Source organism: Pyxidicoccus sp. M15 (genome assembly GCF_056858435.1).
Genome location: NZ_CM166495.1, coordinates 5,382,791 through 5,408,063, shown reverse-complemented (window position 1 = coordinate 5,408,063; position 25,273 = coordinate 5,382,791). Strand labels below are relative to the sequence as shown.

Below are 25,273 nucleotides of genomic sequence, written 5' to 3'. Positions count from 1 at the left end.
TCCTGGCCGGCCCCATGGAGGATGCTGTGGGGCCGTGTCGGCCTTCCGGCCGTCGAAAAAGGGGGTTCCCATTTTCCAGCGGTCGGGCGGTCTTCTCTCCGGATGGAGCGCACCGCCGTGAGTTCCCATGGATGACACGCAGCTGGGCCAGCTCTACGAGCGCTATGGCTTCCTCGTGCACCGGCGATGCATGCAGCTCGTCCGCCGGCCGGAGGACGCCGAGGACGCGCTCCAGGAGACCTTCCTCCGGGTGAAGCGCTATGGCCCCCCGCGCGACGGCGGAGCCACGCTCGCCTGGCTCTACACGGTGGCGGCGCGCTGCTGCTTCGACCTGATGGAGAAGCGCGGCCGCGAGCCCGTGGCCGAGGAGTCGCAACTGGCGGCCCTGGAGGAGCGCGGCGGCGGCTCGGCGGAGGACGCGGACCGGCGCGCGCTGCTCGGCGCCGCGCTGCGCACGCTCGACGGCAAGACGCGCACCATCGGCGTGCTCCACTACCTGGACGGCTACACCCAGGAAGAGGTGGCCGAGCAGACAGGCTTCTCGCGGAAGACTGTCGGCAAGAAGCTCAAGACATTCGAGGACCGCATCCGCCAGCTCTTCGGTGGCCGCGGCAACGAGGCCCCACGATGACCGCTCCCCTTCCCCCCTCCCCTCGCGGTCCCGAGTGCCCTCCCGCCGTCGTGCTCGAGGCGCTCTCGGCCGGCGAGCCCACGCCGGATGCGACGCGTGCCCACGTGAAGTCCTGCGCCGCGTGTGGCGCACAGCTCGACGCGCTCACCGGCGGACGGGAGGCGTTCCTCAAGGCCCGGCCGGCGGACCGGTTCCTGCGGCAGGTGGAGCGCCGCGAGGCCACAGCCGCCCGTGAGCCCCCTGCGTGGCGCCGCTTCCTGCCGGTGCTCGCCGCCGTGGTGCCCGCGCTCGTGCTGGTGCTCGTGCTCGGGCCGAAGCTGCTTCAGGACGACCCGGGCGTCACCTGGAAGGGCGAGGCCTTCCGGGTGGTGGCCGCACGGCCAGGTGGGGAGCCCACTCCGCTCGCCCCGGACAGCGCGGTGAAGGCGGGTGACAGGCTTCGCTTCGCCTACGAGGCGCCGGAGGCCGGGCACCTGCTGGTGCTGGAGCTGGACGGCCGGGGCGGCGCCAGCGTCTTCCACCCGTTCAACGGCACGACGTCCACGCCCATTGCGGCCATGCAGCGCGACTTCCTGCCCGGCAGCGTGGAGCTGGATGACGCGCCGGGGGCGGAGTGGCTCTTCGCCGTCTTCTCCCCTCGCCCGCTCCAGGCGGCCCCGCTCCTCGCGCAATTGCGTGAGCAGGCGGGCCGCGCGGAGCCCACCCTCACCTGCGACGGCTGCCGCGTCTCATCGCTGCGCCTGCGCAAGACGCCCTGACATATGCGGCCGCTACTCGTGCTCCCACGCCCTGCCCTCGTTCCAGCCGAGGCGGTGCGCCCGCTGAGCGCCTCGCGCCGGCTCAAGACCTTCTGCTCCAAGCGGCTGCTGCCCTTGTTGTTGCTCATGTTCCTGTGGCCGTCACTCGCTCCGGCGGAGACGGTGCGCCTGCTCGTCTCTATCGGCGCCAACGTGGGCGACCCGGACGACGCGGTGCTGCGCTTCGCGGATGACGACGCCGCCCGCGTGCGTCAGCTCTTCGTGGAGCTGGGCGGCGTGCGCGCGGACCGTGCCTCGGTGCTGGTGGACGCCTCGGCGCAGGACGTGCGCCAGAAGCTCGCGGAGGTGGCGGGCCGCGTCGCCGAGCTGCGCGGCGAGGGACATGACCCCGTGCTGGTGGTCTACGTCTCCTCGCACGCGAAGGCGGGAGTGCTGCACCTCGCCGGCACCCACCTGCCGCTCGCCGAGCTGCGCGACACCGCGCGCAAGGCTGGCGCGCGCCTCACCATCGTCGTGGTGGATGCGTGCGAGAGCGGCACGCTGGCGCAGAAGAAAGGTGGCCGCGCGGCGCCCGCGTACGACGTCGCGCTGGAGAAGCTGCCGCTGCACGGCCAGGTGGTCATCTCGTCGAGCGGCCCGGCGGAGCTGAGCGAGGAGTGGGACTCGCTGCAGGGCTCGCTCTTCACGCACCACCTGCTCACCGGCCTGCGCGGCGACGCGGACTCGGACTCGGACGGCAAGGTGTCCCTCTCCGAGGCCTATGCCTATTCCTACCGGCGCACCGTGGCGGGCGCGGCCGGCGCGGGGCAGCACCCCGCCTACGCACTGGAGCTGGCCGGCACGGGCGAGCTGGTGCTCACCGAGCCCGCGGGCGCCAGGAGCGCGCTCGTCTTCCCCGCCGCGGCATCGGGACGCTACGTGGTGTCCAGCCGCCCTCGCCCGGACGTCGTCGCCGAGGTGGAGAAGGAACCCGGCCGCCCGCTGCGACTCGCGGTGCCCCCGGGGCGCTACCTCGTGCGCAAGCGCGCGGGCGCGAGCACGGGCCTGCTGGAGGTGGAGCTGCCCTTCGGCGGCGAGCGACAGGTCAACGAGGCCGCGTTGGAGTGGCGCCGCTACCAGGAGGTCGCCGTGAAGGGCGGCGCGCTGGAGCTGCGCAACGCGGCGGTGCTCGCGCTCGGACGCTGGGAGGGTGCGCCCATTCCTGGCACGGGCTCGCGCGTGTCGGCCGCGCTGGGCTACCGGCACACGTGGGGCGCGTGGTGGGTGCTGGGCACGGCGTCGGGCACGCGCGCCACCTACCGGGGCGTGGGACTCGGCATCACCGAGGGCTCGCTGGGGCTGGGCGCGTCCGCGGGCTACCGGTGGCTCGAGTGGGCGCTGGTGCCCCACGTGGGCCTGTCCGTGGAGCTCACGGGGCTGCGGCAGTCCTTCCAGAGGGACAGGGAGGAGGACATCCAGGACACGATGGGGCTGCCCGGGCTGGCGCCTCGGAGCGCGCTGGGCGTCGCGGCCGGGCCCGTGGTGGGGGTGGAGGTGCCGCTGCCAGGCCCGGCCTTCGCGCTCGTGCAGGGACAGGTGCTGGTGCGCTACCTGCCGCCCGCGAGCGACGCGGTGGCGCCCCTGCGCCTCGTGCCGCTCGCCAGCGCGGGCGCGGGCTTCCGCTTCTGAGAGGACACGCCGTGATGCTCCGACAATTGGGCTCGCTCCTTCCCCTGCTCGTCTTCGTCACCGCGTGTGGCCACCCCGTGGACACGACGTACGCGGGTGAGCCGCTCGTCACGCTGCGCGGCGAGGCGAGCCTCTCCGCGACCGACCGGCCCGACGGCCCGGTGCGCCTGACGCTCGCGTGGTACCCGGGCCTGGTGGACGACACCGCGGCGCTGCCGAGCGCACCCGCGTCCATCCTCGCCGAGGACATCGCGTTCCAGGCCACCTTCCCCGCGGGCTTCGCGCTGCCCCTCACCCAGCCGCCTCCGGAGGGGGCTCGCGTGGCGGTGGGAGGCCGCATCCGCGGACGCGCCGCGACGGGCTTCCTGCTCGCGTACCGCGACGTGAATGACAACCGCCGGCTCGACCCGCTCCCCGCCAACGGCGGCGGGCCCTCGCGGGACAGGGTGGTGGGCTCGTCGTGGGGCTGGCTGGAGTCGTACGTGCTGCTGTACCTCGAGGAGGCCCAGGACGAGGACACGGGCCTGCGGCGCGGCTTCAACCTCCTGCACATCACCGTCGAGAGCGGCAGCGTGGTGCCGCTCGGCACCCCCATTCCGCTCGCGCTGAGCGCGGGCAGCGCGCAGCTGGACCTGCTCGCGTGCGAGGTCGCCTGGGACAGCACTCCGGAGTCGGAGCCCCCGTGCGGCCTCTCCTTCGAGCCACCGCCCCCGCCCCCGGGAACGCTGCGGGTGGAGGGCGAGGTGTCACTCACGGGCCGCGCGGTGGCAGTCCGCCTCGCCGTCGTGAAGGACGAGGAGTACCTGGGTGACGCCACCGTCACCCTGGCCGGGCGCCCGGTGCCCTTCGTGCTCGAGCGCTTCTCCTACTACCTCGAAGAGGCGGACTCCACGCTGCTCACCGAGGGCGGCACCGTGGAGCTGGTGGTGCGCAGGGAGGACTCCGTCACCCGGCGACTCCTCACCGTCCCCGACGGCTTCTCCATCACCTCGCCAGCCGCGGGGGCACAGGTGAAGAGCGGCACGGAGCTCGACGTGGCCTGGACGAATGCGCCCGGTGCGCTCGCCTACGCCGTGACGCTGGAGGCGCCGGAGGCGGAGGGTTCGCTGACGCGCTCCTACACGTCCGAGACGCTCACGACGCTGCTGCCCGTCTACCACGAGGGAGAAGTCACCCTCCGCGTCGCCGCCGTGTCGCAGGCCCCGGACCGCGACCGGCTGGGGTGGATTGAAGTCGAGAACGTCCGCACGCGGCTGCTCACCTTCGTGCCCTGACGAAAAAAGCGGTTCCCAAAAATAATGGGTCGCCCGGTCTTCATGACGTGAGCGCCTCGCAGCCGCGGGGCCTCTCTCTTGAACCGGAGTCCCGAATGTTCGCTGCCCGCCGTGGTTTCCGCAGTCTGTCGCTCCTCGCCCTCTTCTCCCTCTCCGCCTGTGAGGCCACGGAGCCGGGACCCATCCAGACCCCGCCCCCGGCGAAAACGCCCGAGGCCAGGCTCCAGGGCCAGCTCACCCTGGCGTCGGGCACCGAGTTGGACGGCCCGGTCCGCCTCGCGCTCGCGTGGTACCCCACCCTCCTCGCCGAGGACTCCGGCACGATGACCCGGCCCGCCGGCATCGTCACCGAGGACCTCGCGTTCTCGGGCGGCTTCCCCGCCAGCTACACCTTCGACGTGAAGAACGCGCCGCCCGCCGAGGCGCTGGTGCAGCTCGGCGACGGCATGCAGGGCAAGGGCGCGGTGGGCATCCTGCTCGCGTACAACGACGGCAATGGCAACGCCGCGCTGGACACCATCCCCGCGGACGGCACCCCGGTGGACCACGTGCTGGGAGCCTCGCTCGCGTGGACGCGGCCGCCCGCCTTCATGGTGGTCTACCTCGACTCTGCGCAGGCGCCCGCGACGGGGCTGAAGCAGGGCTTCAACCTGGTGCGCATCTCCGACAACCTCACGTCCGACGTGGTGCCGCTCACCACCCCCATCCCGCTGGCGCTGCACGAAGACCCGCTGCTCGACGCGTTCGTCTGCGAGGCGGCGTGGGACGGCTCCGCGGAGCAGACCCCGTGCGGCCTGCCCGGCGAAGAGGACCCCGGCGAGGGCTGGCTCACCCTCCGGGGCGACGCCGTCTTCTACGGCAACGAGGCGGACGTGTCCCTCATGGTTCACGAGGACGAGGTCCCCGTGGACGACGCGGAGGTCCTCGTGGGTGACCGGGTCGCGACGTACGACGCGGAGCGGGGCCGCTACACGCTCCACCTGGACGACGCAGCGGCGGTGCTCGAGAACGGTCGCCTTCCGCTGGTGGCCCGCCGCGGTGACTCGGCGTCGGGACGGAAGATGGTGGTGCCCTCGGACTTCCAGGTGACCTGGCCCACGACGCCCGTGAGCTACAGCCCTGGCGCGGAGGTGCAGGCGGCGTGGACCAGGTCGCAGGGCGCGTCCGACTACTCGGTGCGGGTGGTTGGCGGAGACCAGGTGCTCGCGTCCGAGCTGACGCGGGCGCAGGCGCTGAAGCTCGCGACCGAGCCGTACGAGGGGGCCGCGGTGCTGCGCATCGAGGCCGTGGAGGCAAATGACGGGCTGGTGATGCGCCGGGTGCGCGAGGTGCCCATCTCCTTCACCCCGTGCGACACGGTGACGGACGGCAGCGGCCTCACGGTGGAAGGCTACTTCCTGCGGTACGGCCGGGACTTCTCCGGCGAGGAGTCGAGCGAGGTGCACGCCGACGTCAAGGATGACGGGGTGTCCGTGACGGACGCGAGGGTGATGCTCAGCGGGTGGAACGTGCCGTACATGCCGGAGCTGGGCGGGTTCCACAATGGCTTCGTCACGCTGGGGGGCGGCAGGGGGCTCGGTGAAACGGTGGAGCTGCGGGTGATGCGCCAGGACGAGGTGCTGTGCCGCACCCTCACCCTGCCGGGCGACTTCGACGTGAGCATGCAGGGCACGCGCTCCCGTCCCTCGGGCTCGCCCCTGAGCATGAGCTGGACCCGCTCCGAGGGCGCCGTGCAGTACGAGGTGTGGCTCGGCAAGACGTTCAACGAGCCCCTCTACTCGGCGAGCACCAACGAGCTCGAGTACACCTTCGAGCAGGTCGACTACGTCGGTGAGCTCAGCATCCGCTTCGCCGCCGTGGCGCACCCGGCGCACAACGACACCCTGGGCTGGATGGACGTGAAGCGGGCCCACCTGGGCGGCGCCCACTTCACGGAGTGACGGCTCCAACCTGAAGTCGTCAGGCGGGTGGCGGGGGCCTGGGTCGGGCTCCGCCACCCGCGGCCGTTTGTAGCGCCGGACGCTACAGCCGGGGCCCGGCGTGTGACGTGGGACGCAACCCGGCCCGAGGGGGGCCCCGCCCGCCCTTCCCGACGGCGCCCGGCGCCGGGTGGCACCCGGCCTGCACAGGGGGCCCCCCCGTGGTGCGTCCCGGTCCCCATCAAAAGAGAACACCGGCTGGAAACCCTGGGTTTTCTGACCTGCCATCGTCCCTGGTAGCTTCGGCGGACGTGAGCGAGCCCCGGCACATCCCCTTCGGCAGGTACGAGCTCCAGGAGCGCCTGGGGAGCGGCGGCATGGCCGTCGTGTACCGGGCGCTCTACACGGCGGCTCCCGGCGTCACGAAGCCCGTGGTCATCAAGCGCGTGCTGGGCACGTACGCGGAGGACCCGGCCTTCGTGCAGATGTTCCTCAACGAGGCCCGAATCTCCGTGGGGCTGAGCCACGGCAACATCGTGCAGGTGTTCGACTTCGGGAAGGTCGACGGCGAGTACTTCCTGGCCATGGAGTTGGTGGACGGGCACACGCTGGGGCGGGTGTTGAAGGCCGCGAAGGCAAAGGGCCTGGCGTGCCTCCCCGCGCCGCTGGCGGTGGGCATCGCCCTGGAGATGTGCCGGGGCCTGCACCATGCCCACACCCGCCTGGACTCGCGCGGCGAGCCGCTCGGCGTGGTGCACCGGGACCTCTCTCCGGACAACGTCCTGCTGAGCTACGAGGGCGAGGTGAAGCTCACCGACTTCGGCATCGCCAAGGCGCGGCTCAAGGGCCGACCGGAGACGGAGGTGGGCATCGTCAAGGGCAAGTTCCTCTACTTCTCGCCGGAGCAGGCGCGAGGCGAGGCGCTCGACGCGCGCTCCGACGTCTATACGGTGGGCACGGTGCTGTACCAGATGCTCTGCGGCCAGCGACCGACGGATGGCAGCGAGTTCGAGGTGATGCGCAAGATTTCCGAGGGGGAGCTCACCCCCGCGCTGTCCCTCAACCCCACGCTGGACTCCGACCTGCTGGGCATCCTGGGGCTCGCGCTGGCCACCTCGCGCGACAAGCGCTACCTGAGCGCGGAGGCCCTGCAGCAGTCGCTGTCCGACTGGATGGGGTTCCGTGCTCCGCGATTCCCCGCCAACGCGCGCAAGCACTTCATGGGCTGGCTGTTCCAGGAGGAGCTGACCGCGCTGAAGCGCGCGCCGCAGATTCCGGCGGACTTCCTGTCGCAGCTCCAGTCCTGGCGCGGCAGGAGCGCCGCGTTGCCCGCGCAGGAGGGAGCTCCCCGGGCGATGACCCCCATGAGCCCGCCCCGGGCGTCGCCGCTGGGCAGGCCCGCGCTCGCGGTGGACGGCTCCTCCGCGACCCAGGCCGCGAACGGGGCCGTGGCCGCGCGCGTCTCCACTCCGCCCGCCTCCGCGAAGACGCCGGAGGCGCCGGGCACGGGGCCCACCCACGCGAACCTGCGCTCACGCTTCCGTGCGCGCCTGCTGCGCCGCTCGGCCGTGCTGAAGCTGGTCCTGGGGTCGCTCGCCGTGGGCATCGTGAGCCTGGTGGGAACGACGGTGTTCTGGGTCGCGCATGCACGGGAACAGCGGAAGCCGGAGGCGACTCCAGTGACGGAGACGGCGCCCCGCGCGCCCGGGGGCGTGACGGCTGCCACGACGCCGCCTTCCACTCCGACGCCCGGTGACACCCTGCCCGCGGGGGCGACCACCGTCACCCCGGCGCCCGGTGACACCCTGCCCGCAGGGGCGGCCACCGCCACCCCGACGCCCGGTGACACCCTGCCCGCAGGGGCGACCACCGCCACCCCGACGCCCGCCGAGCCGGCGCCCTCTACCGCGAACCCTTCCACGGAGCCCGCGCCGGGCACCACCGAGCCCTCCACTCCCGAGGACGAGACGCGCCTGGCGCTGGAGAACGGGCTGTATTGGAGCTCGCGTGCGGACGACAACCGGGCCCTGGGGTGGTTCCAGCGCTGTCTGCGCTTCGATAAATCCCAGGCGCGGTGCCACCTCGAATCGGCTCGCATCTACGCCCGCCGGGGCGCGATCCGGGATGCAATGAAACACTTCACCCATCACCTCGCCCTGGAGTCCGAAGGACCCTCGGCGGACGAGGCGCGCAGGTACCTGAAGCTGTATGCAGGCTCGGACCTTCCGTAATGCCTTTCGGCCACATCGGAGTCGCACTTTTGTCTGACGCGCTTCGTGTGGTGCAAGCCAAAGGAATTGCGATACACAGACGGCATGTCCCCATCCATTTCGCGTGTCGTGACCGCTGTCGCGTGCTCCCTCTTCCTGTCCGCGAGCCTGACAGCTTGTGGTGATGACGACATCAGCTCCGACGAGCAGGCCCGGCGCGCCTACCTGGGCCTCGACGAGTCCATCGACAAGTCCCTGCAGCTCGGCTTCGCCGGCTTCAACGCCGCGACCAGCGCGAACATCACGCCCCAGTCGGCGTCCGGCGACGCGACCGGGACGCTGATCATCACCGGGCAGGTGGACCAGGGCTCCTCGGCCAACAAGGGAATGCGGCTGCGCGTGGGAATGGTCACCTACTCCGACGGGGAGATTGAAGTGAGCGAGGACGAGGACCCGGTGAACATCACCTACGCGTCCACCACCGACCAGACGTCCCAGCCGGAGCTGACCCTCCAGCTGCGGGACATCCCCAACGGCACCTTCACCGGGACGCTGGTGGGCACCTTCCAGATGACCGGAGACCTGGAGGGTGACGTCACCCTGAACCTGAGCATGTCCGGTGAAATCGAGGACGACGGCACCGGCAAGGTCCGGCGCAAGGCCGGCACCACCACGGTGGAGGGCACCGCCACCTCCGGTGACGGCACCTACAACGTCGACGTCACCCTGTAGTCACCACGCGACGCCTCACGGGTAGCGCGCGACGCCAGAGGGCTCGGGCTCCGGGAGCGGGATGAACTCCGTCTCGCCGGGGACCGCGGCCATGCGGCCGGACTTCCAGTCCTCCTTCGCCTGCTCGATTCGCTCGCGCGAGCTGGAGACGAAGTTCCACCAGATGTGGCGCGGCCCATCCATGGGCTCGCCGCCGAAGAGCAGCACACGGCCTCCCGCCTGCTCCGAGGCGGCGACCACCACCTCCGCGCCGGGCCGGAGGATGAGCAGCTGCCCCGGCCCGTACGTCTGCCCCTCCAGCTCGACCAGGCCCTCCGCCACGTAGACCGCGCGCTCCTCGTGGCTCGCACGGACCTGGAGTCGCGCGCCGGCCGCGAGCACCGCGTCCGCGTAGAAGAGCTCCGACAGCGTGCTCACCGGCGAGCGTGCGCCATACAGGCCGCCGGCAATCACCCGCACCCGTGCCCCGGCGTCCTCCACCACGGGCAGCGCCTCCGCGGGTGTGTGGGCGAAGCCGGGCGCAATCTCCTCGTGCTGCTTCGGCGTGGCCACCCAGATCTGGATGCCGTAGAGCTTCCCGCCCGACGCGCGCAGTCCCGGGGGCGTGCGCTCGGAGTGGGTGATGCCGCGTCCGGCCACCATCCAGTTCACCGCGCCGGGCTGGATGGTCTGCACCGTCCCCAGGCTGTCCCGGTGGAGGACCTCGCCCTCGAAGAGGTACGTCACGGTGGCCAGGCCGATGTGCGGATGCGGCCGCACGTCCAGCCCGTGCCCGGAGCGGAACACCGCCGGCCCCATCTGGTCGAAGAAGATGAAGGGGCCCACCATGCGGCGCCGCACCGAGGGCAGCGCCCGGCGCACCTCGAAGCCGTCACCGAGGTCGCGCGTGCGCGGCATGATGATGGTCTCCAGCGCGGAGCCGGGCTCCGGATCGACAAAGGGCTCGTCGGGCATCTGCCAGGCCATGGGCTCGCGTCTCCACGAAGGTCGGTGCATCCGTGCCGGAGGGCACGCCGGGCCTGTTATCACCCGTTGCCCGCCTTCCTGCACGAGGAACGCTCAAGGCACCTGCGCGGAAGCCCCATCCACGCCCGAAACGCTCTTCCACTCCGTCAAGTCGCGAACTTCCTTCGGGTCCGCCTTGAGCAGCCCGCCCCGGGCGTAGCGGTTCCGGTCCATGCGCAGCCCGGGCCGGTGCTTGCCGAGCCTCACGAGGTTCCGTCCGCGGACGACATTCTCGCGGACCGTCACATTCTCGCTGGGCGCGTTGTTGGCCCCCAGGCCCACCATCAGCCCGTAGCCCTCCGTCTTGTCGATGGTGTTGCCCACCACCGCCACGTCCTTCGCGTTCTCCACCCGGATGCCGGTGCCGTCACCGCCGCCCTGCTTCGAGATGTCGGTGATGCGGTTGTCCTTCACCTCCACCGCCGTGGGGCTCGGCTGGCCTCCATCCTTCACGCCGCCGACGGAGATGCCCCGCCCCGCGTCGGAGATGCGGTTGTCCTCCACTCGGACATTCTTCGCGGAGTAGTGGACCACCACCGCCTCGCCCGCCGAGGTGGGCGACTTGCGGAAGCCGTGCATGTCGTTGTCGCGGATGACCACGTTGCTGCACGTCTTGATGTCCACGGCGTTCTCGTCGCTCGAGTAGAGCCGGTTCTTCTCGATGAGCACCCCGCGAGCGGGCGCCTGCCCGGCCCGGTCCGGCTTGAGGCACTGCACCGAGTCACCCGAGTTGTCGTGGATGTCGTTGTCGCGCACGGTGATGTCGCGCGACGTCGCCTGGACGACCACGCCGTGCGAGTCGCCTCGGGGCTTCTTCCGGAAGTCGTGGATGTTGTTGCCCTCGATGGTGACGCCGCGCGCCCCGCCGAACGTGGTGACGCCGCCGCCCAGGGTGCCGTCATGGACATGCGAGCCGGCCAGCACGGAGCCCTCGGTGTTCCCCTCGAAGATGACGGCGAAGCGCGGCTGACCCTTCACGTCGATGTCGAAGCCGTCCACGACCCAGTAGGGCTTGCGGACCTGGACGAGCGCCCCGCCCTTGCCCGGGACGATTCGCGCGTGCCCCACGCCCTTCAGGGTGATGGGCGCGTCCTTGCGCCCCGGCTTCACGTCGCCGTCGATGACGACGCTCTCGGCGTAGACGCCTGGGAGGACCTTGATGGCCTCACCGGGCCCCACCGCCTTCAGGGCCCGGCGGATGGTGCGGAACGGGGCTGCCTTCGAGCCCGCCGCATTGTCCGAGCCCGAGGTGCTCACGTACCACTCGCGCGAGAAGTGCTCCGGGCGTTGGGTGGGACCGCGCGAGGGCATCCCGGAACCGCCCGTTCCCCGACTCGCCTCCTCCGCGCCCTGTCCTATCTCTGGGAGCGGGACGCCCGCTTCCTCCGCGGTCTTCTGCACCTGGCTGCATGCGCCCAGCACCACGGTGAGGAGCCCCACCCCCAGCCACGTTGCTCGCTTCATCGTGCGTCCCTCCCGTACGGAAGGAGGGAGGCCACTTCCGGCGATTGTGAGCAGAGGGCCCGGCGGGCGGCATGCGCCTGCTCGTCCGTGAGGGAGGACGGCACTGGCGAGCAGGCGGCCCGATGAAAGGCATGCGCCCACCCGTCCGTGAGGAGGGTGGGCGCGGGTGAGCAGGCGAGCGACGGGAGGCTGGCTCCCGTCCGCCCGACTTCCTACGTGACTACGGCTTCGCGGCGATGGAGACCTTCACGCCCTCGCTCCACGTCTTGTGCTCGTCCGAGTAGTACAGGTACGCGCGGCTGGCCGGGCCCGTGTACGTGCCGGGCACTGCGGCCACCAGGGACAGCGGCACGTCGATGCGCTTGCGAGGCTCCATGCCGCGCCAGTACAGGACGACGTCGCGCCCGAGCACCTCGTACGCGTCCACCACCTGCCGCTTCACCAGCTCCTTGAGCTGGTCATGCCGCACCTCCAGCCCGCCCGGCACGCCGAAGATGGCCACCGCCGTGGGCAGCTTCTGGCCCGTCCGGTTGGCAATCACCACCCGCGCCTCGGTGGGCTCGCCCTCGGTGAGGTCCGTCTTCGCCAGCGTCACCTCCAGCGCCACCGGCGTCTCCTTCGAGCTGTCCGGCACCAGCGCGCTGTACGTGACTTCCACCGAGTACGGCAGCTCCGCGCCGCCCTCCATCCGCAGCTCCACGCGACGCTCGCCCCCGCCGAGCAGCGCGCTCACGTCGGGCAGCTTGAGCGCCTCCTGGGTGGAGCCGTCGAAGCGGACGGGCTCGCCCACCGGACGCCCCTCCACGTAGACGCGCACCAGGCCCGGGGTGAGCTTGGAGGCGCGCGCCTTGTCGTAGGCGATGATGGCGCGCAGCGCGAGCACCGTGCTTTGCGTGGCCCCGTAGCGGCCGCCGTCGCTGGACTCCGCGAGGAACTTCATCGCGCGCTCCACGTTCCCCACGTAGGAGGCGTCGCGCATCCACGCCAGCGCCGCCAGCGCGGTGGTCTCGATGTTCAGCGTCTCCCCCGAGCTGCCGACGATGGACTGCGTCGCACCGCCCACCACGCCGTCCTTCCCCTGCAGGGACGCGAGCCGCCCCATCAGCGACCGGGCCTCGGAGGTGTCACCGGCGAGCGCCATCGCGTTGGCCGCCAACGCCACCACGTAGCTGTTGGTGCTCTTCGCCGCGGAGGCCTTCAGCGAGGCCACCTCCTTCGCCAGGGCCTTCGCCTGCGCGGCCGGCTGGCCCGCGCTCTCCAGCAGCGTCCAGAGGATGTACGCGTTCGACGTGTCCGGGTCCTCCACCCACACGTGCAGCGCGCGGCGCTTGCGGTTGAAGCCGCCCTGCCCGTCCCGCTGCTGGAGGAGCCACTCGCGCGTGCGCTCCAGCATCGCCGTGTCCACCTCGCGCACCTGGAGCATGTCCGTGAAGTGCAGCAGGCCGAAGGCGGTCAGCGCCTCGTGGCCCGGGTTCTGACCGAACCACTCGTAGCCCTTCTCGGACGTCTCGTAGCCCACCAGCCGCTGGTAGCCCCGCTCCAGCTTCTCGCGGGCGCTCGCCACCAGCTCGGGATTCACGCCGGTGTGCGTCTGGAAGTACTGCTGCGCCATCGTCATCGGGTACGTCGTGGAGCTGGTCTGTTCGAAGCAGCCATAGGGCTCCTGGATGAGGCGGGCCAGCGACTCCGTCATGTTGGCCAGCGGGCCGGGGTAGACGGCGATGGACGTGCGCACGCTGCCGGGCACCACGCTCTCCGGGAGCACCACCCGGTGCGCCGCCGGGGCCTTGGACGACAGCAGCCCGCCGAAGGACACGCGGCCCGGGAAGCCCCGGGGCTTGATGGACAGCGTGCGGGTGACGACGTCCGTGTACTCGCCCGCGCTCGCGGTGAGCTTCACGTCCACCGGCTGCGCCTCCTGGCCAATCTCCAGCGAGAAGAGCTGCCGGGCCCGCGCCTGCGAGGCCAGGTCCAGCGTGCGGCTGCCGGTGACCTTCACGTCCCCCTTCAGCTCCACCTTCACCCCCGCCCCCGCCAGCCTCGTCTCCGTCCCATTCACCAGCGCCACCGGCAGCCGCACCACGTCTCCCGACGTCACCTCGAGGGGCAGCTTGGGCTCCGCGTAGAACGGCTGCACCGACTCCAGCTCCGCCACCGCCGAGCCGAGCGCGCCGTCACCACCCACCGCTCCCGCGAAGGCCTTGAACGTCGTCACCGAGTCGCTCATCGCGAAGGACACCCGCGCCTCGCCGGTGCGGGCATCCGTGCGCACCCCGGCGTTCCAGTAGAGCGTCTCCGCGAAGTCCACCCGGTCGCCCGCCTTGCGGTTCGGCCGCGCGGTGTGCGCGAACTCGCGGAGGTAGACCATCTGCCCCATGTGGACACGCCGCTCATCGGCGCTCATGTCCCTCTTCGCGCGCCGGGCCGCCTTCTCCCTCGGCGCCTCCTCTTCCTTCACTTCGAGCACGGGGGCCGGGCCGTCCGCGGGGGCCGGAGCAAAGGCAGCCGGAGCCGCGGGAGCCTGGGCCGGGGGCGGCATGGGAGCCGCGGCGACAGGCGCCATCTGCACGGCACCGAGGGCCATGCCAGCCCCCTCGGCGGCGACCTCCGCGTCGTCCACCATCTCCTCCCGCTCCATCTGGGGCACCGCCATCCCGGCCCCGACCATCCGGTCATCGAAGGCGGCCCCACGCCCGCCCTTGCGGACGGGAGGCCTGGGCCTGCGGACGGGCTCATGCGGCCAGCGCACCGCGAGCACGCGCATCGCCGCGTCACCATGCCGGGCAAGGAAGCCCTGCGTGTCGGTCAGCGCGAAGCGCCGCCAGCCCTGCGTCCCCAGCAGCAGGTCCACCGCCAGCTTCGACTTCGGGTTCTTCGCGTCGAGGTAGAGCTGCGCGTCGGCCAGCTCCTTCACCTCGGACTCCAGCAGCACCATGACGGGCAGCTGCGGCGCCTGGTCCCGCTTCTCCTGGAGCTCCAGCACCGCGTCATCCGTGACGGTGAGCATCACCAGCGCGGAGACGGGCTTGCCGTCGCGCGTGGTGCGGGCCGTGAGCTGCACCGGGCCGCCGGGCACGTAGCGCTTGCGGTCCGCCTTCAGCTCGACGGTGACTTCCTTCGCGGGCTGGCGGAACACCAGTCGCTCCGCGAGCGGCCGCCCGTCGTGGTCCCACACCGTGGCGACGAGCACGCCGTCCGCCTGGCCCGGGTCCAGCGTCACCGGCCCGCCCTGCTCGCCCTCGAGCACCGCCGAGGCGACGCGCACCTCGCGCTGGCTCAGCGTCACCGTCGCGCGGCCCACGCCGGACAGGCCCACCGCGAGCTGCACCAGCCGGCCCGCGGGCACCACGTCCTCGCGAGCGCGGATGACGGCGCCTCGCGGCTTCACCTCCGGCAGCGGGAAGCTCTTCTTGATGCCCGACGGCGAGTCGATGCGCAGCGCGTACTTCACGCCCGCCTGCGGGGTCAGCTCGATGCGGCCACGGCCCTCGTGCTCCGAGCGCACCCTGGCGACCACCTTGCCGGTGCCCACCTCCACCACCCGGCCCGTGAGGTCCGCCGGCTTCTTCGCGGGCGTGCGCGCCTCGAAGTAGACGCGCGAGGCGAGGCCCGCCACCAGGTCGCCGCCCTCCGGGTACATGGCCAGGTCCAGCGTCTGGAGGAGGATGGGAATCGTCTTCGCCGCGGACTCCACCACGCCCCCATCCTCGATGGTGAAGGCCAGCGTGCCCTCGCCGCGCTCCATCGCCGCCGGCAGCGGGAAGCGCACCGTGCAGCGTCCCTTCCCGTCCACCGTGCACGGCACCTGCGCCGCGGTGGCGCCGTCGACGAGCGCGGTGGCCGTCACCTTCGCGCCCTCGGGCACGCCGCCCTCCGCGCGCTTCACGTCCAGCGTGGCGGTGACGGTGTCACCGGGGCCGTAGCCGTCGCGGAGGAACTCAATCTGCGACTTGAGCCGCGGGGCCCGGTAGGCGCGCACGTCGAACTTGCGCTCCGCGGGGGCCTCGCCCGTCCACGGGTAGGTGACGCGCAGGGTGTACTCGCCACCGGCCTGCCCGGCGGGAATGGGCCACCCGTACCCCCAGACGGCATCCGCGGTGGACACCGTGCTGGTGGTGACGACGTCGCCCTTGGGCCCCCGCACCTCCAGCTGCGCCTGGAGCGAGCCCGCGTACGGCTTGCGGCTCATGGCCTCCAGCACCAGCCCGCGCACCAGCACCTGCTCGCCGGGGCGGTAGAGCGGCTTGTCGGTGGTGACGTGCGTCAGGTACCGGTTCGCACCGCCGAGCGAGCGTGTGGTGGCCCGGGCCGCGAGGACACGGGGCGACAACAGCACGAGGAGGGCCGCGAAGCCCAGGGTCAGGAGCGCGCGCATGGCACGCGGGACGTGGAAGGTCATGGAGTCACTCAACGGGCGAGCGTGCCAGAAGTTCTGGGCGCCTGCTTGGAGCCCCCGGGTCACAAGCCGCCCCGCCGCCATCTACCCAGGGGACCCCTGGAGGTGCGCCGTGCCGAACCCTCATTCCATCCTGAGCAACCCCAGCCTGCTCGCGCGTCACATCATCGAGTATGGAGCCCTGGAGGACGAACAACCGCTGGAAGCCCTTGCCGTCCCGAGGGAGCGGGCCGCCCTGGAGAAGGTGAACCTGGGGCTGACCTATCCCGCGGGCCTGACTCCCACGCCCCAGCCCCTCGCGCAGATTCCGGACCCCGGCGCGCCCCTGCCCGAGGCGGACTACCTCGTCGTCACCTGGACGGTGGCCGAGGTGGAGGCGCTCGCGGACACCCTCACCCCGGGCACCCGGCGCGAGCGCTGGTACAACTACGACCGCGACTTCGCGACGAAGTACCAGCCGAACATCCGCAAGGGCGCCCCGTCGCAGCGGGTGAAGCGATTGGGGAGCTATTTCCTCACGCGCATCGGCGACAAGCGGGTGCTGTGCTTCAAGTCGGAGCTGCACCTCAACCAGGACGGCGTCCGCACCGGCCAGGGCACCGCGACGCTGCCGGTGAAGGAGCTGTTCCACCAGCTCATCCGCGAGGTGAAGCCGCGCATGGTGATTACGGTGGGCACCGCGGGCGCGACCTTCCCGGACCATGAGCTGGGGGACGTCATCATCACCCGCGCCGCGAAGTTCCGCCTGTCCATGGAGTTCCGCAACGAGCCCTTCAACGGCAAGGAGTACCGCTGCGACTTCCCCATCCCCACCCGGCACTTCGAGGACGCGCACCGGCTGATGGCCCGCCACGCGGACCAGCTCCGCGAGCCGGACTTCGGGCCCCCCACCAAGCGCTACGCCTTCACCGGCCCCCTGCTGCCCGGCATCCGCAACACGCCCGACTTCAAGGTCGACGGGCGCGACATGCCCGCCTTCCACCCCATCCTCACCACCGACTTCTTCGAGTTCGGCACCTCGCGCAACGGCCTGGAGGCCGCCGGCGCGGGCGTGGAGATGGGGGACGCCGTGCTGGGCATGGTGGCCGAGGAGCTGGGAGCGCAGGCGCCCCTGTGGCTCGTCATCCGAAACGCGTCCGACCCGCAGATCAACGGAGACCTGCCCGACACGCCGCGGCCCCTCAACATGCAGGCCCACTGGGCCGTCTGGTACTACGAGGCCTACGGCTACTGGACCAGCGTCAACAGCGCGCTCGCGACGTGGGCCATCATCGCGGGCCATGGTCAGGACGCCTGAGCTGTAACAATTCAGTAAACGAGACTAGTCTGTTTTAACCGTCAGACGCGTGTGCTTCTCTGCTGCCCTCCCCTCACCCGGAGGAACGCAGATGAAGCCACGCAGCTCGTTTCCCGTCTCACGTCTCGGAGGTCTGGCCCTCGGGCTGGGAATGCTCGCCGCGCCGTTCGCGGATGCGGCTCCCGGCGCCTTGCAGGAGCGGCCCGTCGCGAACAAGGCCCAGGCCCGGCTGGTGGTGGACGCCCCGCTGGAGCGCCTGGTGGTGAAGTTCCACGAGGGCACGCGCGTGCGCCTGCGCGAGGGCCGCATGGTGGCGCTCGCCCAGGAGCGCGGGCAGGACGAGCGCGCGCTGCTGTCGCGCCAGGGCCTGACGGACGCTCGGCTGGAGGCGGACGTGGCCTCGGTGCTCGCGCTGGTGGAGCGGGCGCCCCGCATTGGCGGCGTCGCGCGGCTGTTCAAGGAGGACGAGTCGCTGCTGTCGGAGCGCAAGCGCACCGGTGAGGAGCGCGGCGGCCGGCAGCTCGCGGACCTCAACCTGTACTTCGAGGTGCCGCTGCTTCCGGGCACCCAGCCCGGTGACGTGGCCGCGCTGGTGGAGCGCCTCAACGCGCTGGACAGCGTGGAAGTCGCCTATGCCGAGCCCCGTCCGGAGCCCGCGATGGTGGACTTCGGGATGAGCGCGGCGGTGCGCAGCCTGCTGGCCGCGGCCGACCTGCCTCCCACCACCCCGCTGTACGAGGGCAACCAGGGCTACCTGAACGCGGCGCCCTCCGGCATCGACGCGCGGTACGCGTGGACGGTGGCGGGCGGCGCGGGCGCGGGAGTTCGCATCGTGGACGTGGAGGGCGGCTGGCGCACCACGCACGAGGACATGCCGGCCCTCTTCTTCCAGGGCGGCACCCAGGTCAACGACATCGGCTGGCGCAACCACGGTACGGCGGTGCTCGGTGAGATGGTGGGCGTCGCCAACGGCTACGGCGTGACGGGCATCGTGCACCAGGCGCAGGCCGGCGTGCAGAGCTACGCGGTGGGCACGGCGAGCGCCATCTCCTCCGCGGCGAACGCGGTCGGCGGCGGTGGCGTGGTGCTCATCGAGCTGCACTCCCAGGGCCCCTCGGACGGCACGGCGTGCACGTGCAACACCAGCCAGTGCAACTACATCGCGATGGAGTACTGGCAGGCCAACTACGACGCCATCGCCACGGCCACCGCCAACGGCGTCACCGTGGTGGAGGCGGCGGGCAACGGCAGCGCCAACCTGGATGCGTCGGCGTATGGCGGCGCGTTCAACCGCAACCTGCGTGACTCGGGCGCCATCGTCGTGGGCGCCAGCACCGCCACCACCCGCGCGCCCATGTGCTGGACGAACTACGGCACCCGCGTGGACGTCCACGCCTGGGGCGAGCAGGTGGTGTCCATGGGCTACGGCAACCTCTTCGGCTCCGCCTATGGCGAGGACCAGTACTACACCGCCTCGTTCAGCGGCACGTCGAGCGCCTCGCCCATCGTGACGGGCGCCGTCGCCAGCCTCCAGGGTGTCGCCCGCGCCAGCGGCCAGGGCCCGCTCGCGCCGCTCACGGTGCGGCAGATTCTCGCGGAGACGGGCACGCCACAGGCCGTGTCTCCCCTGAACATCGGGCCCCTGCCCGACCTGCGCCAGGCCATCACCCGCCTGTTCAACAGCGGCTCCACCGTCTGCAGGGGCGCGACGTCGCAGGGGGCCACGGGCTGGCAGCAGTACTCCGTGGATGGCATCTACCTGGACGTCAACACGGCGGGCTGCGGCTTCACGTCCACGCCGCTGTACTTCACGACGTTGGGCGGCACCAGCAACCACTGGACCGCCAATGGCGCCACGGCCATCTACAGCCCGACGGCCACGGGCTTCCGCGTCTACGTCAACTACACGGGCATCACCCCGGCGGTGGCCAACCAGTGGGGCTGGCACATCGCCTGGCAGGCCGCGCCGAACAACCTGCGCCAGACCACGCTCTGCACCGGCCAGACGGCGCAGGGCTCCACCAACTGGCAGCAATACTCCGCGGATGGCATCTACCTGGACATCCCCACGTCCGGCTGCGGCTACTCCTCGACGCCGCTTTACCTGACCTCCCTTGGCGGGGTGGGCAGCCACTGGCAGAGCCGCGGCGCCACGGCCATCTACAGCCAGACGGCCACGGGCTTCCGCGTCTACCTCAACTACCCGGGCATCACTCCGACACTGGCCAACCAGTGGGGCTGGCACCTCAACTGGCAGGCCACGCCGAACGGCGTGCGCCAGCCGTCGCTCTGCACCGGCCAGACGGCACAGGGCGCCACCAACTGGCAGCCGTACAGCGCCAATGACATCTACCTGGATGTGGACACGGCGGCCTGCGGCCTCGCGTCGACCCCGTACTACCTGACGTCCCTTGGAGGGCTGAGCAGCCACTGGCAGAGCCTCGGAGCCACGTCCATCTACGTTCCGACGTCCACGGGGTTCCGGGTGTACGTCCACCAGCCCGGCATCACCCCCGCCCAGGCCAACCAGCTGGGCTGGCACCTCAACTGGAGCGCGCGGTAGGCGAAGTCCCAGGGAGTGGGGAGCCATTCGTTGGCCACAAGGCACGCGGGACGGGATGAAAATGCCCGTCCCGCTGTTCGCTCCCCCACTGCATGCGCCAGACCGTCTATATCCCCAGGTCTCGAAGGCTCCGGGGGTCCTGCCCCCGGGCCGGCGCTGTGGTCTCTCGTTCAGGAGCTTCACCTTGAAACATCCCCATCGACGTTTCCCGGTCGCGACGCGCGGCGTTGTGGCCGTGTGCGCCTCCGCTCTGATGACCTCGTGCGCGTCCTCCGCTCCGGCGGAGAAGACGCCGCCGCCCTCCACCCCGGCGGAGAGCCCCGCTCCGGCCCCCGCGGCCGCCGCCCCCGCCGCGCCGAAGCCCATGTACGGCACCTTCGGCTACGACCTCGCCGGCATGGACAAGGCCACCAAGCCCGGGGACAACTTCTACCGGTTCGCCAACGGCACCTGGCTGGACAAGACGGAGATTCCCGCCGACCGCTCCAGCTACGGCATGTTCACCCGGCTGGGCGAGCAGGCCGACCAGCGCAACCGCGAGCTGATCGAGGCGCAGGCCCAGGCCGCCGAGGGCAGCGAGGGCCGCAAGGTGGGCGACGTCTTCGCCAGCTACCTCGACGAGGCCGGCATCGAGGCGAAGGGCATTGCCCCACTCAAGCCCGAGCTGGACCGCATCGCGGCCCTCTCCAACAAGAAGCAGCTGTCCACCGAGCTGGGCCAGGGCCTGCGCGCCGACGTGGACGCGCTCAACACGGGCAACGTCACCACGAGCCGCATCTTCGGCCTCTGGATTGCCGAGGACCTGAACGACCCGTCCCGCTACGCCCCGTACCTCCTCCAGGGCGGCCTGGGCCTGCCGGACCGGGACTACTACCTGGTCGACAACCCCCGCTTCAAGGAGGTGCGCCAGTCGTACCAGCAGCACATCACCAACATGCTGAAGCTGGCGGGCCTGTCCGAGCCCGAGGCCCGCGCCGCCCGCGTGGTGGACCTCGAGACGAAGATTGCGAAGACGCACTGGGCCCAGGTCGACACGCGCGACATCACCAAGACGAACAACCCCTGGCCGCGCGAGCAGTTCGCGAAGAAGGCCCCGGGCCTCGACTGGAACGCGTTCTTCGCCGCCGCTGGCCTCGCGCAGCAGCCGCAGGTCATGGTGTGGCAGCCGAGCGCGCTCGTGGGCATCTCCAAGCTCGTCGGCGGCGAGCCGCTCCAGGCCTGGAAGGACTACCTGACCTTCCGCGCCATCTCGCGCACCGCGGTCGTCCTGCCCAAGGCCTTCCTGGACGAGAGCTTCAACTTCAACGGCAAGACGCTGGCCGGCGCGAAGGAGATGCGGGCCCGCTGGAAGCGCGCCATCGACTTCACCAACGGCACCATGGGCATGGCCGTGGGCAAGCTGTACGTGGAGAAGTACTTCCCGCCCGAAGTGAAGGCGGAGGCGGACACGATGGTCCGCAACATCGTCGAGGCCTTCGGCAAGCGCGTGGACGCGCTGACCTGGATGTCGCCCGAGACGAAGGCCCGCGCCCGGCAGAAGGTCGCCACCCTCCAGACGAGCATCGGCCACCCGGCGAAGTGGCGGGACTACTCGTCGCTCCAGATTGCCCGGGACGACGCGTTCGGCAACTACGAGCGCGCGTCGCTCTTCGAGCTCAAGCGCAACCTGGCCAAGCTGGGCCAGCCGGTGGACCGCACCGAGTGGTTCATGGTGCCGCAGCTGGTGAACGCGCTGAACTCGCCGCAGCAGAACTCCATCATCTTCCCGGCCGCCATCCTCCAGCCGCCCTTCTTCGACGCGAACGCGGACCCGGCGGTGAACTACGGCGGCATCGGCGCCGTCATCGGCCACGAGATTTCCCACAGCTTCGACGACACCGGCGCGAAGTTCGACGCGCACGGCAAGCTGTCCAACTGGTGGACGAAGGAGGACGAGGCGCGCTTCCAGGCCGCCGGCAAGGCGCTCACCGAGCAGTACAACGCCTACCAGGCGCTGCCCGATTTGCACGTCAACGGCGACCTGACGCTCGGCGAGAACATCGCGGACGTGGCGGGCATGGCCGTGGCGTATGACGGCTACAAGCTGTCGCTCGGCGGCAAGCCGGCGCCGGTGATTGACGGCTTCACCGGCGACCAGCGCTTCTTCCTCGGCTTCGCCCAGGTGTGGCGCAACAAGTACCGCGAGCCGACGCTGCGCCGCATCCTGATGACGGACGGGCACTCACCCGGAGAGTTCCGCGCATCCACGGTGCGCAACAACGACGCCTGGTACCAGGCCTTCGACGTCCAGCCCGGCCAGAAGCTGTTCCTCACGCCGGACCAGCGCGTCCGCATCTGGTAGCCCGCAGGTATTGATGGACCCGCCCGGGGAAGGCGGGACGGCGACCCCGTCCCCCGCCCCGGGCGGTTCTGTTTTCCACTGAACACTTCAGCCTACGCTCGGGGCGCGCAACCCGCGCTTCACCGTGCCTCCGTATCCCGGTTGGCACGACGTCCGACATCTCGAGCGAGGCACCATGAAGGCCCCAGGCACGGCATTCCGCCGTGGCATTTCGACAGCACTGCTCGCGGCGACGCTCCTCGTGAGCGCTGCCGCTTCCGCAGCACACTTCACCCTCTTCGAGAGCGGCCAGGTCCGGCCCCTGGCGCTCTCGCCCAACGGCAATCTCCTCTTCGCCGCCAACACGCCGGACAACCGCTTGGAGATCTTCCAGGTGGGGGCCAGCGGCCTCGTCCACCGCGGCTCGGTGCCCGTGGGCCTGGAGCCCGTCGCCGTCGCGGCGCGCACCAACGACGAGGTCTGGGTCGTCAACCACCTGTCCGACAGCGTCAGCGTCGTGCGCATCGACTCGGGCGGAGGCGGCGGCACGGTGACGCGCACGCTGCTCGTGGGTGACGAGCCCCGCGACATCGTCTTCGCGGGCACGGGCCGCAAGCGCGCCTTCATCACCGCCGCGCACCGGGGACAGAACGCCCCGTTCGACCCGCAGCTCACCACCGAGGGCGTCGGCCGCGCCGACGTCTGGGTGTTCGACTCGGACAACCTGGGCAGCACGCTGGGCGGCAACCCGCTCACCATCATCCCCCTCTTCGGCGACACGCCCCGCGCGCTCGCGGTGACGCCGGACGGCTCGCGCGTCTACGCGGCGGTGTTCCACTCCGGCAACCGCACGTCGGTGGTGCACGAGAGCCTGGTGCCCAATGGCGGCGAGTCCGTGGGCGGCGTCCCCGGCCCCAACGTCAACTTCCAGGGCGTGCCGGCCCCGGAGACCTCCCTCATCGTCAAGTACGACGGCCAGGACTGGCTGGACGTGCTGGGCCGCCCGTGGACGCAGCAGATGCCCTTCTCGCTGCCGGACAAGGACGTGTTCGCCATCTCCGCCACGGCCAACCCGCCGGCGCAGGTGTCCGGCGCCGCGGGCTTCTACACGGGCGTGGGCAGCATCCTGTTCAACATGGCCGTCAACCCGGTGAGCGGGAAGGTCTACGTCAGCAACACCGAGGCCCGGAACGACTTGCGCTTCGAGGGCCCCGGCACCTTCGCCGGCAACACCCTCCGCGGGCACCTGCACGAGAGCCGCATCACCGTGCTGGGCACGGGCAGCGTCGCGCCCCGCCACCTCAACAAGCACATCAACTACGCCGTCTGCTGCGCGCCGGTGCCCAACGCGGAGAGCGAGAAGAGCCTTGCGCAGCCGCTGGGCATGACGGTGACGTCCGACGGCGCCACGCTGTACGTCACGGCCTTCGGCTCGTCCAAGCTGGGCGTGTACTCCACCGCCGCGCTGGAGGCGGACACCTTCGTGCCGAGCACCGCCAACCAGGTTCAGCTCACCGGCGGCGGCCCCACGGGCGTGGTGCTGGACGAGGCGCGCGGGCGTCTCTACGTGCTCACGCGCTTCGACAACGCCATCTCCGTGGTCAACACCACCACGAAGCAGGAGGTGGCCCACCTGCCCATGTTCAACCCGGAGCCTGTGAGCATCGTGGAGGGGCGCCCGTTCCTCTATGACGCGCGCAACAGCTCCAGCCATGGCGACGCGTCCTGCGCGAGCTGCCACATCTTCGGCGACTTCGACAGCCTCACCTGGGATCTGGGCAACCCGGACGGCGCCGTGAAGGCCAACTACAACCCCGTGGTGCCGGTGCTGCCCGAGTTCGGTCCGGACCCGACCTTCGGGCAGGACCCGTCCTTCCACCCGATGAAGGGCCCCCTGGCCACGCAGAGCCTGCGCGGCATGGCCAACCACGGCGCCATGCACTGGCGCGGAGACCGCACCGCCGGCGCCGAGGCCCCCAGCGTCCAGCCGAACAGCGGCGCCTTCGACGAGGTGGTGGCCTTCAAGCAGTTCAACCCGGCGTTCATGGACCTGCTCGGGCGCAGCTCGCAGCTGCCCGAGGAGGACATGCAGAAGTTCACGAACTTCATCCTCCAGGTGACGTACCCGCCCAACCCCATCCGCAACCTGGACAACTCGCTCACGCCGCAGCAGCAGGCGGGCCGCGACTTCTTCGTCGGCACCACCAGCTTCTTCCACGGCTCGTGCGAGTCCTGTCACCGGGTGGACGTGAATGCGAATCCGGGCGAGGGCCCCTTCAAGGGCTTCTTCGGCACGGACGGCAAGTCGTCCTTCGACGCGGAGCCGCTGTTCCCCAAGGTTCCGCACCTGCGGAACATGTACCAGAAGGTCGGCATGTTCGGCGCCGGCTACCCCTTCGGCAACTCGCCCGCGGACTCGTTCCTGGGAGAGCAGGTGCGCGGCATCGGCTTCAACAGCGACGGCGCCATCCCCACGCTGTTCCACTTCAACAGCGGGTTCGACTTCCACCCCCTCTTCAACGCCGTCGGCATCCCCGACACGCCGGCGGGCGTCGCGGCGAAGAAGAACATGGAGCTGTACATGTTCGCCTTCGAGAGCAACCTGGCGCCCATCGTCGGGCAGCAGGTGACGCTCACCGCGAGCAACCCGGGCGTGGCGGGCCCGCGCATCGACCTGCTGCGGCAGCGCGCGGACGCGGGCGAGTGCGACCTGGTGGCGAAGGGACGCGTCTCGGGCCACGACGTGGGCCTGCTGTACGTGGGCGGCGCGCAGTTCAAGGCGGACCGGGCGGCGGTGCCCCTGGTCTCCGACACGCTCCTGCGCCAGGGCATCGTCCAGGCCCAGGGCGTGCTGACGTACACGTGCACGCCGCCGGGCTCGGGCCAGCGCATCGGCATCGACCGGGACCTGGATGGCGTCCTCGACGGCGACGAGTGATGTGGGCCCGACGCTGAGCGCGCCCGGCGCTCGCTGAGGGAAGGAATGCGACGGGAAGGCGGTATACGGTCCGCCTTCCCGTCCCTCCCCTTCCCCGG

At 71.1% G+C, this 25,273-nt stretch carries 14 protein-coding genes; 11 read left to right on the top strand and 3 right to left on the bottom strand.

Annotation, left to right across the window (positions count from 1 at the left end; translation table 11 throughout):
• The first annotated feature begins 127 nt into the window (after nt 1–127).
• The 7 genes from ACX9TP_RS20510 (at nt 128) to ACX9TP_RS20480 (ending at nt 9,192) form a co-directional block, all read left to right on the top strand.
• Nucleotides 128–631 (top strand): RNA polymerase sigma factor, encoded by a 504-nt coding sequence (locus ACX9TP_RS20510; RefSeq protein WP_482981406.1) that lies wholly within the window; start codon nt 128–130, stop codon nt 629–631.
• Nucleotides 628–1,389 (top strand): hypothetical protein, encoded by a 762-nt coding sequence (locus tag ACX9TP_RS20505; protein WP_482981405.1) that lies wholly within the window; start codon nt 628–630, stop codon nt 1,387–1,389. The genes ACX9TP_RS20510 and ACX9TP_RS20505 overlap by 4 nt, the downstream gene beginning before the upstream one ends.
• Nucleotides 1,390–1,392: 3 nt before the next feature.
• Nucleotides 1,393–3,057 (top strand): caspase family protein, encoded by a 1,665-nt coding sequence (locus ACX9TP_RS20500; RefSeq protein ID WP_482981404.1) that lies wholly within the window; start codon nt 1,393–1,395, stop codon nt 3,055–3,057.
• 14 nt (nt 3,058–3,071) lie between these two features.
• Nucleotides 3,072–4,331, top strand: a complete 1,260-nt coding sequence (locus tag ACX9TP_RS20495) for a PASTA domain-containing protein (protein WP_482981403.1) — start codon at nt 3,072–3,074, stop codon at nt 4,329–4,331.
• A gap of 95 nt (nt 4,332–4,426) precedes the next feature.
• Entirely contained in the window at nt 4,427–6,271 is a 1,845-nt protein-coding gene (locus tag ACX9TP_RS20490) for a hypothetical protein (RefSeq protein ID WP_482981402.1), read from the top strand.
• A gap of 290 nt (nt 6,272–6,561) precedes the next feature.
• Nucleotides 6,562–8,481 (top strand): serine/threonine protein kinase, encoded by a 1,920-nt coding sequence (locus tag ACX9TP_RS20485; RefSeq protein ID WP_482981401.1) that lies wholly within the window; start codon nt 6,562–6,564, stop codon nt 8,479–8,481.
• Between the two features lie 84 nt (nt 8,482–8,565).
• Nucleotides 8,566–9,192, top strand: a complete 627-nt coding sequence (locus tag ACX9TP_RS20480; protein WP_482981400.1) for a hypothetical protein — start codon at nt 8,566–8,568, stop codon at nt 9,190–9,192.
• A 15-nt stretch (nt 9,193–9,207) separates the two neighbouring features.
• Here ACX9TP_RS20480 and ACX9TP_RS20475 read toward each other — a convergent pair whose 3' ends face one another.
• The 3 genes from ACX9TP_RS20475 to ACX9TP_RS20465 form a co-directional block, all read right to left on the bottom strand.
• Nucleotides 9,208–10,158, bottom strand: coding sequence for a pirin family protein (locus ACX9TP_RS20475; RefSeq protein WP_482981399.1), 951 nt, complete (start codon nt 10,156–10,158; stop codon nt 9,208–9,210).
• A gap of 93 nt (nt 10,159–10,251) precedes the next feature.
• The gene (locus ACX9TP_RS20470; RefSeq protein WP_482981398.1) at nt 10,252–11,661 is read right to left on the bottom strand and encodes a right-handed parallel beta-helix repeat-containing protein; all 1,410 of its coding nucleotides are present in this window, start codon (nt 11,659–11,661) and stop codon (nt 10,252–10,254) included.
• 220 nt (nt 11,662–11,881) lie between these two features.
• On the bottom strand, nt 11,882–16,060 hold the full coding sequence (locus tag ACX9TP_RS20465; protein WP_482981397.1) for an MG2 domain-containing protein: 4,179 nt from the start codon (nt 16,058–16,060) through the stop codon (nt 11,882–11,884).
• A gap of 109 nt (nt 16,061–16,169) precedes the next feature.
• Between ACX9TP_RS20465 and ACX9TP_RS20460 the strand changes: the two genes are divergently transcribed.
• From ACX9TP_RS20460 to ACX9TP_RS20445, 4 genes are all read left to right on the top strand, one after another.
• Nucleotides 16,170–17,354, top strand: coding sequence for a phosphorylase family protein (locus tag ACX9TP_RS20460; protein ID WP_482981396.1), 1,185 nt, complete (start codon nt 16,170–16,172; stop codon nt 17,352–17,354).
• 91 nt (nt 17,355–17,445) lie between these two features.
• Complete coding sequence (locus tag ACX9TP_RS20455; protein ID WP_482981395.1) at nt 17,446–19,917, top strand: S8 family peptidase; 2,472 nt, start codon at nt 17,446–17,448, stop codon at nt 19,915–19,917.
• Between the two features lie 184 nt (nt 19,918–20,101).
• Nucleotides 20,102–22,258, top strand: coding sequence for a M13 family metallopeptidase (locus ACX9TP_RS20450; RefSeq protein WP_482981394.1), 2,157 nt, complete (start codon nt 20,102–20,104; stop codon nt 22,256–22,258).
• A 175-nt stretch (nt 22,259–22,433) separates the two neighbouring features.
• The gene (locus ACX9TP_RS20445; RefSeq protein WP_482981393.1) at nt 22,434–25,175 is read left to right on the top strand and encodes a YncE family protein; all 2,742 of its coding nucleotides are present in this window, start codon (nt 22,434–22,436) and stop codon (nt 25,173–25,175) included.
• Nucleotides 25,176–25,273 lie beyond the last annotated feature (98 nt).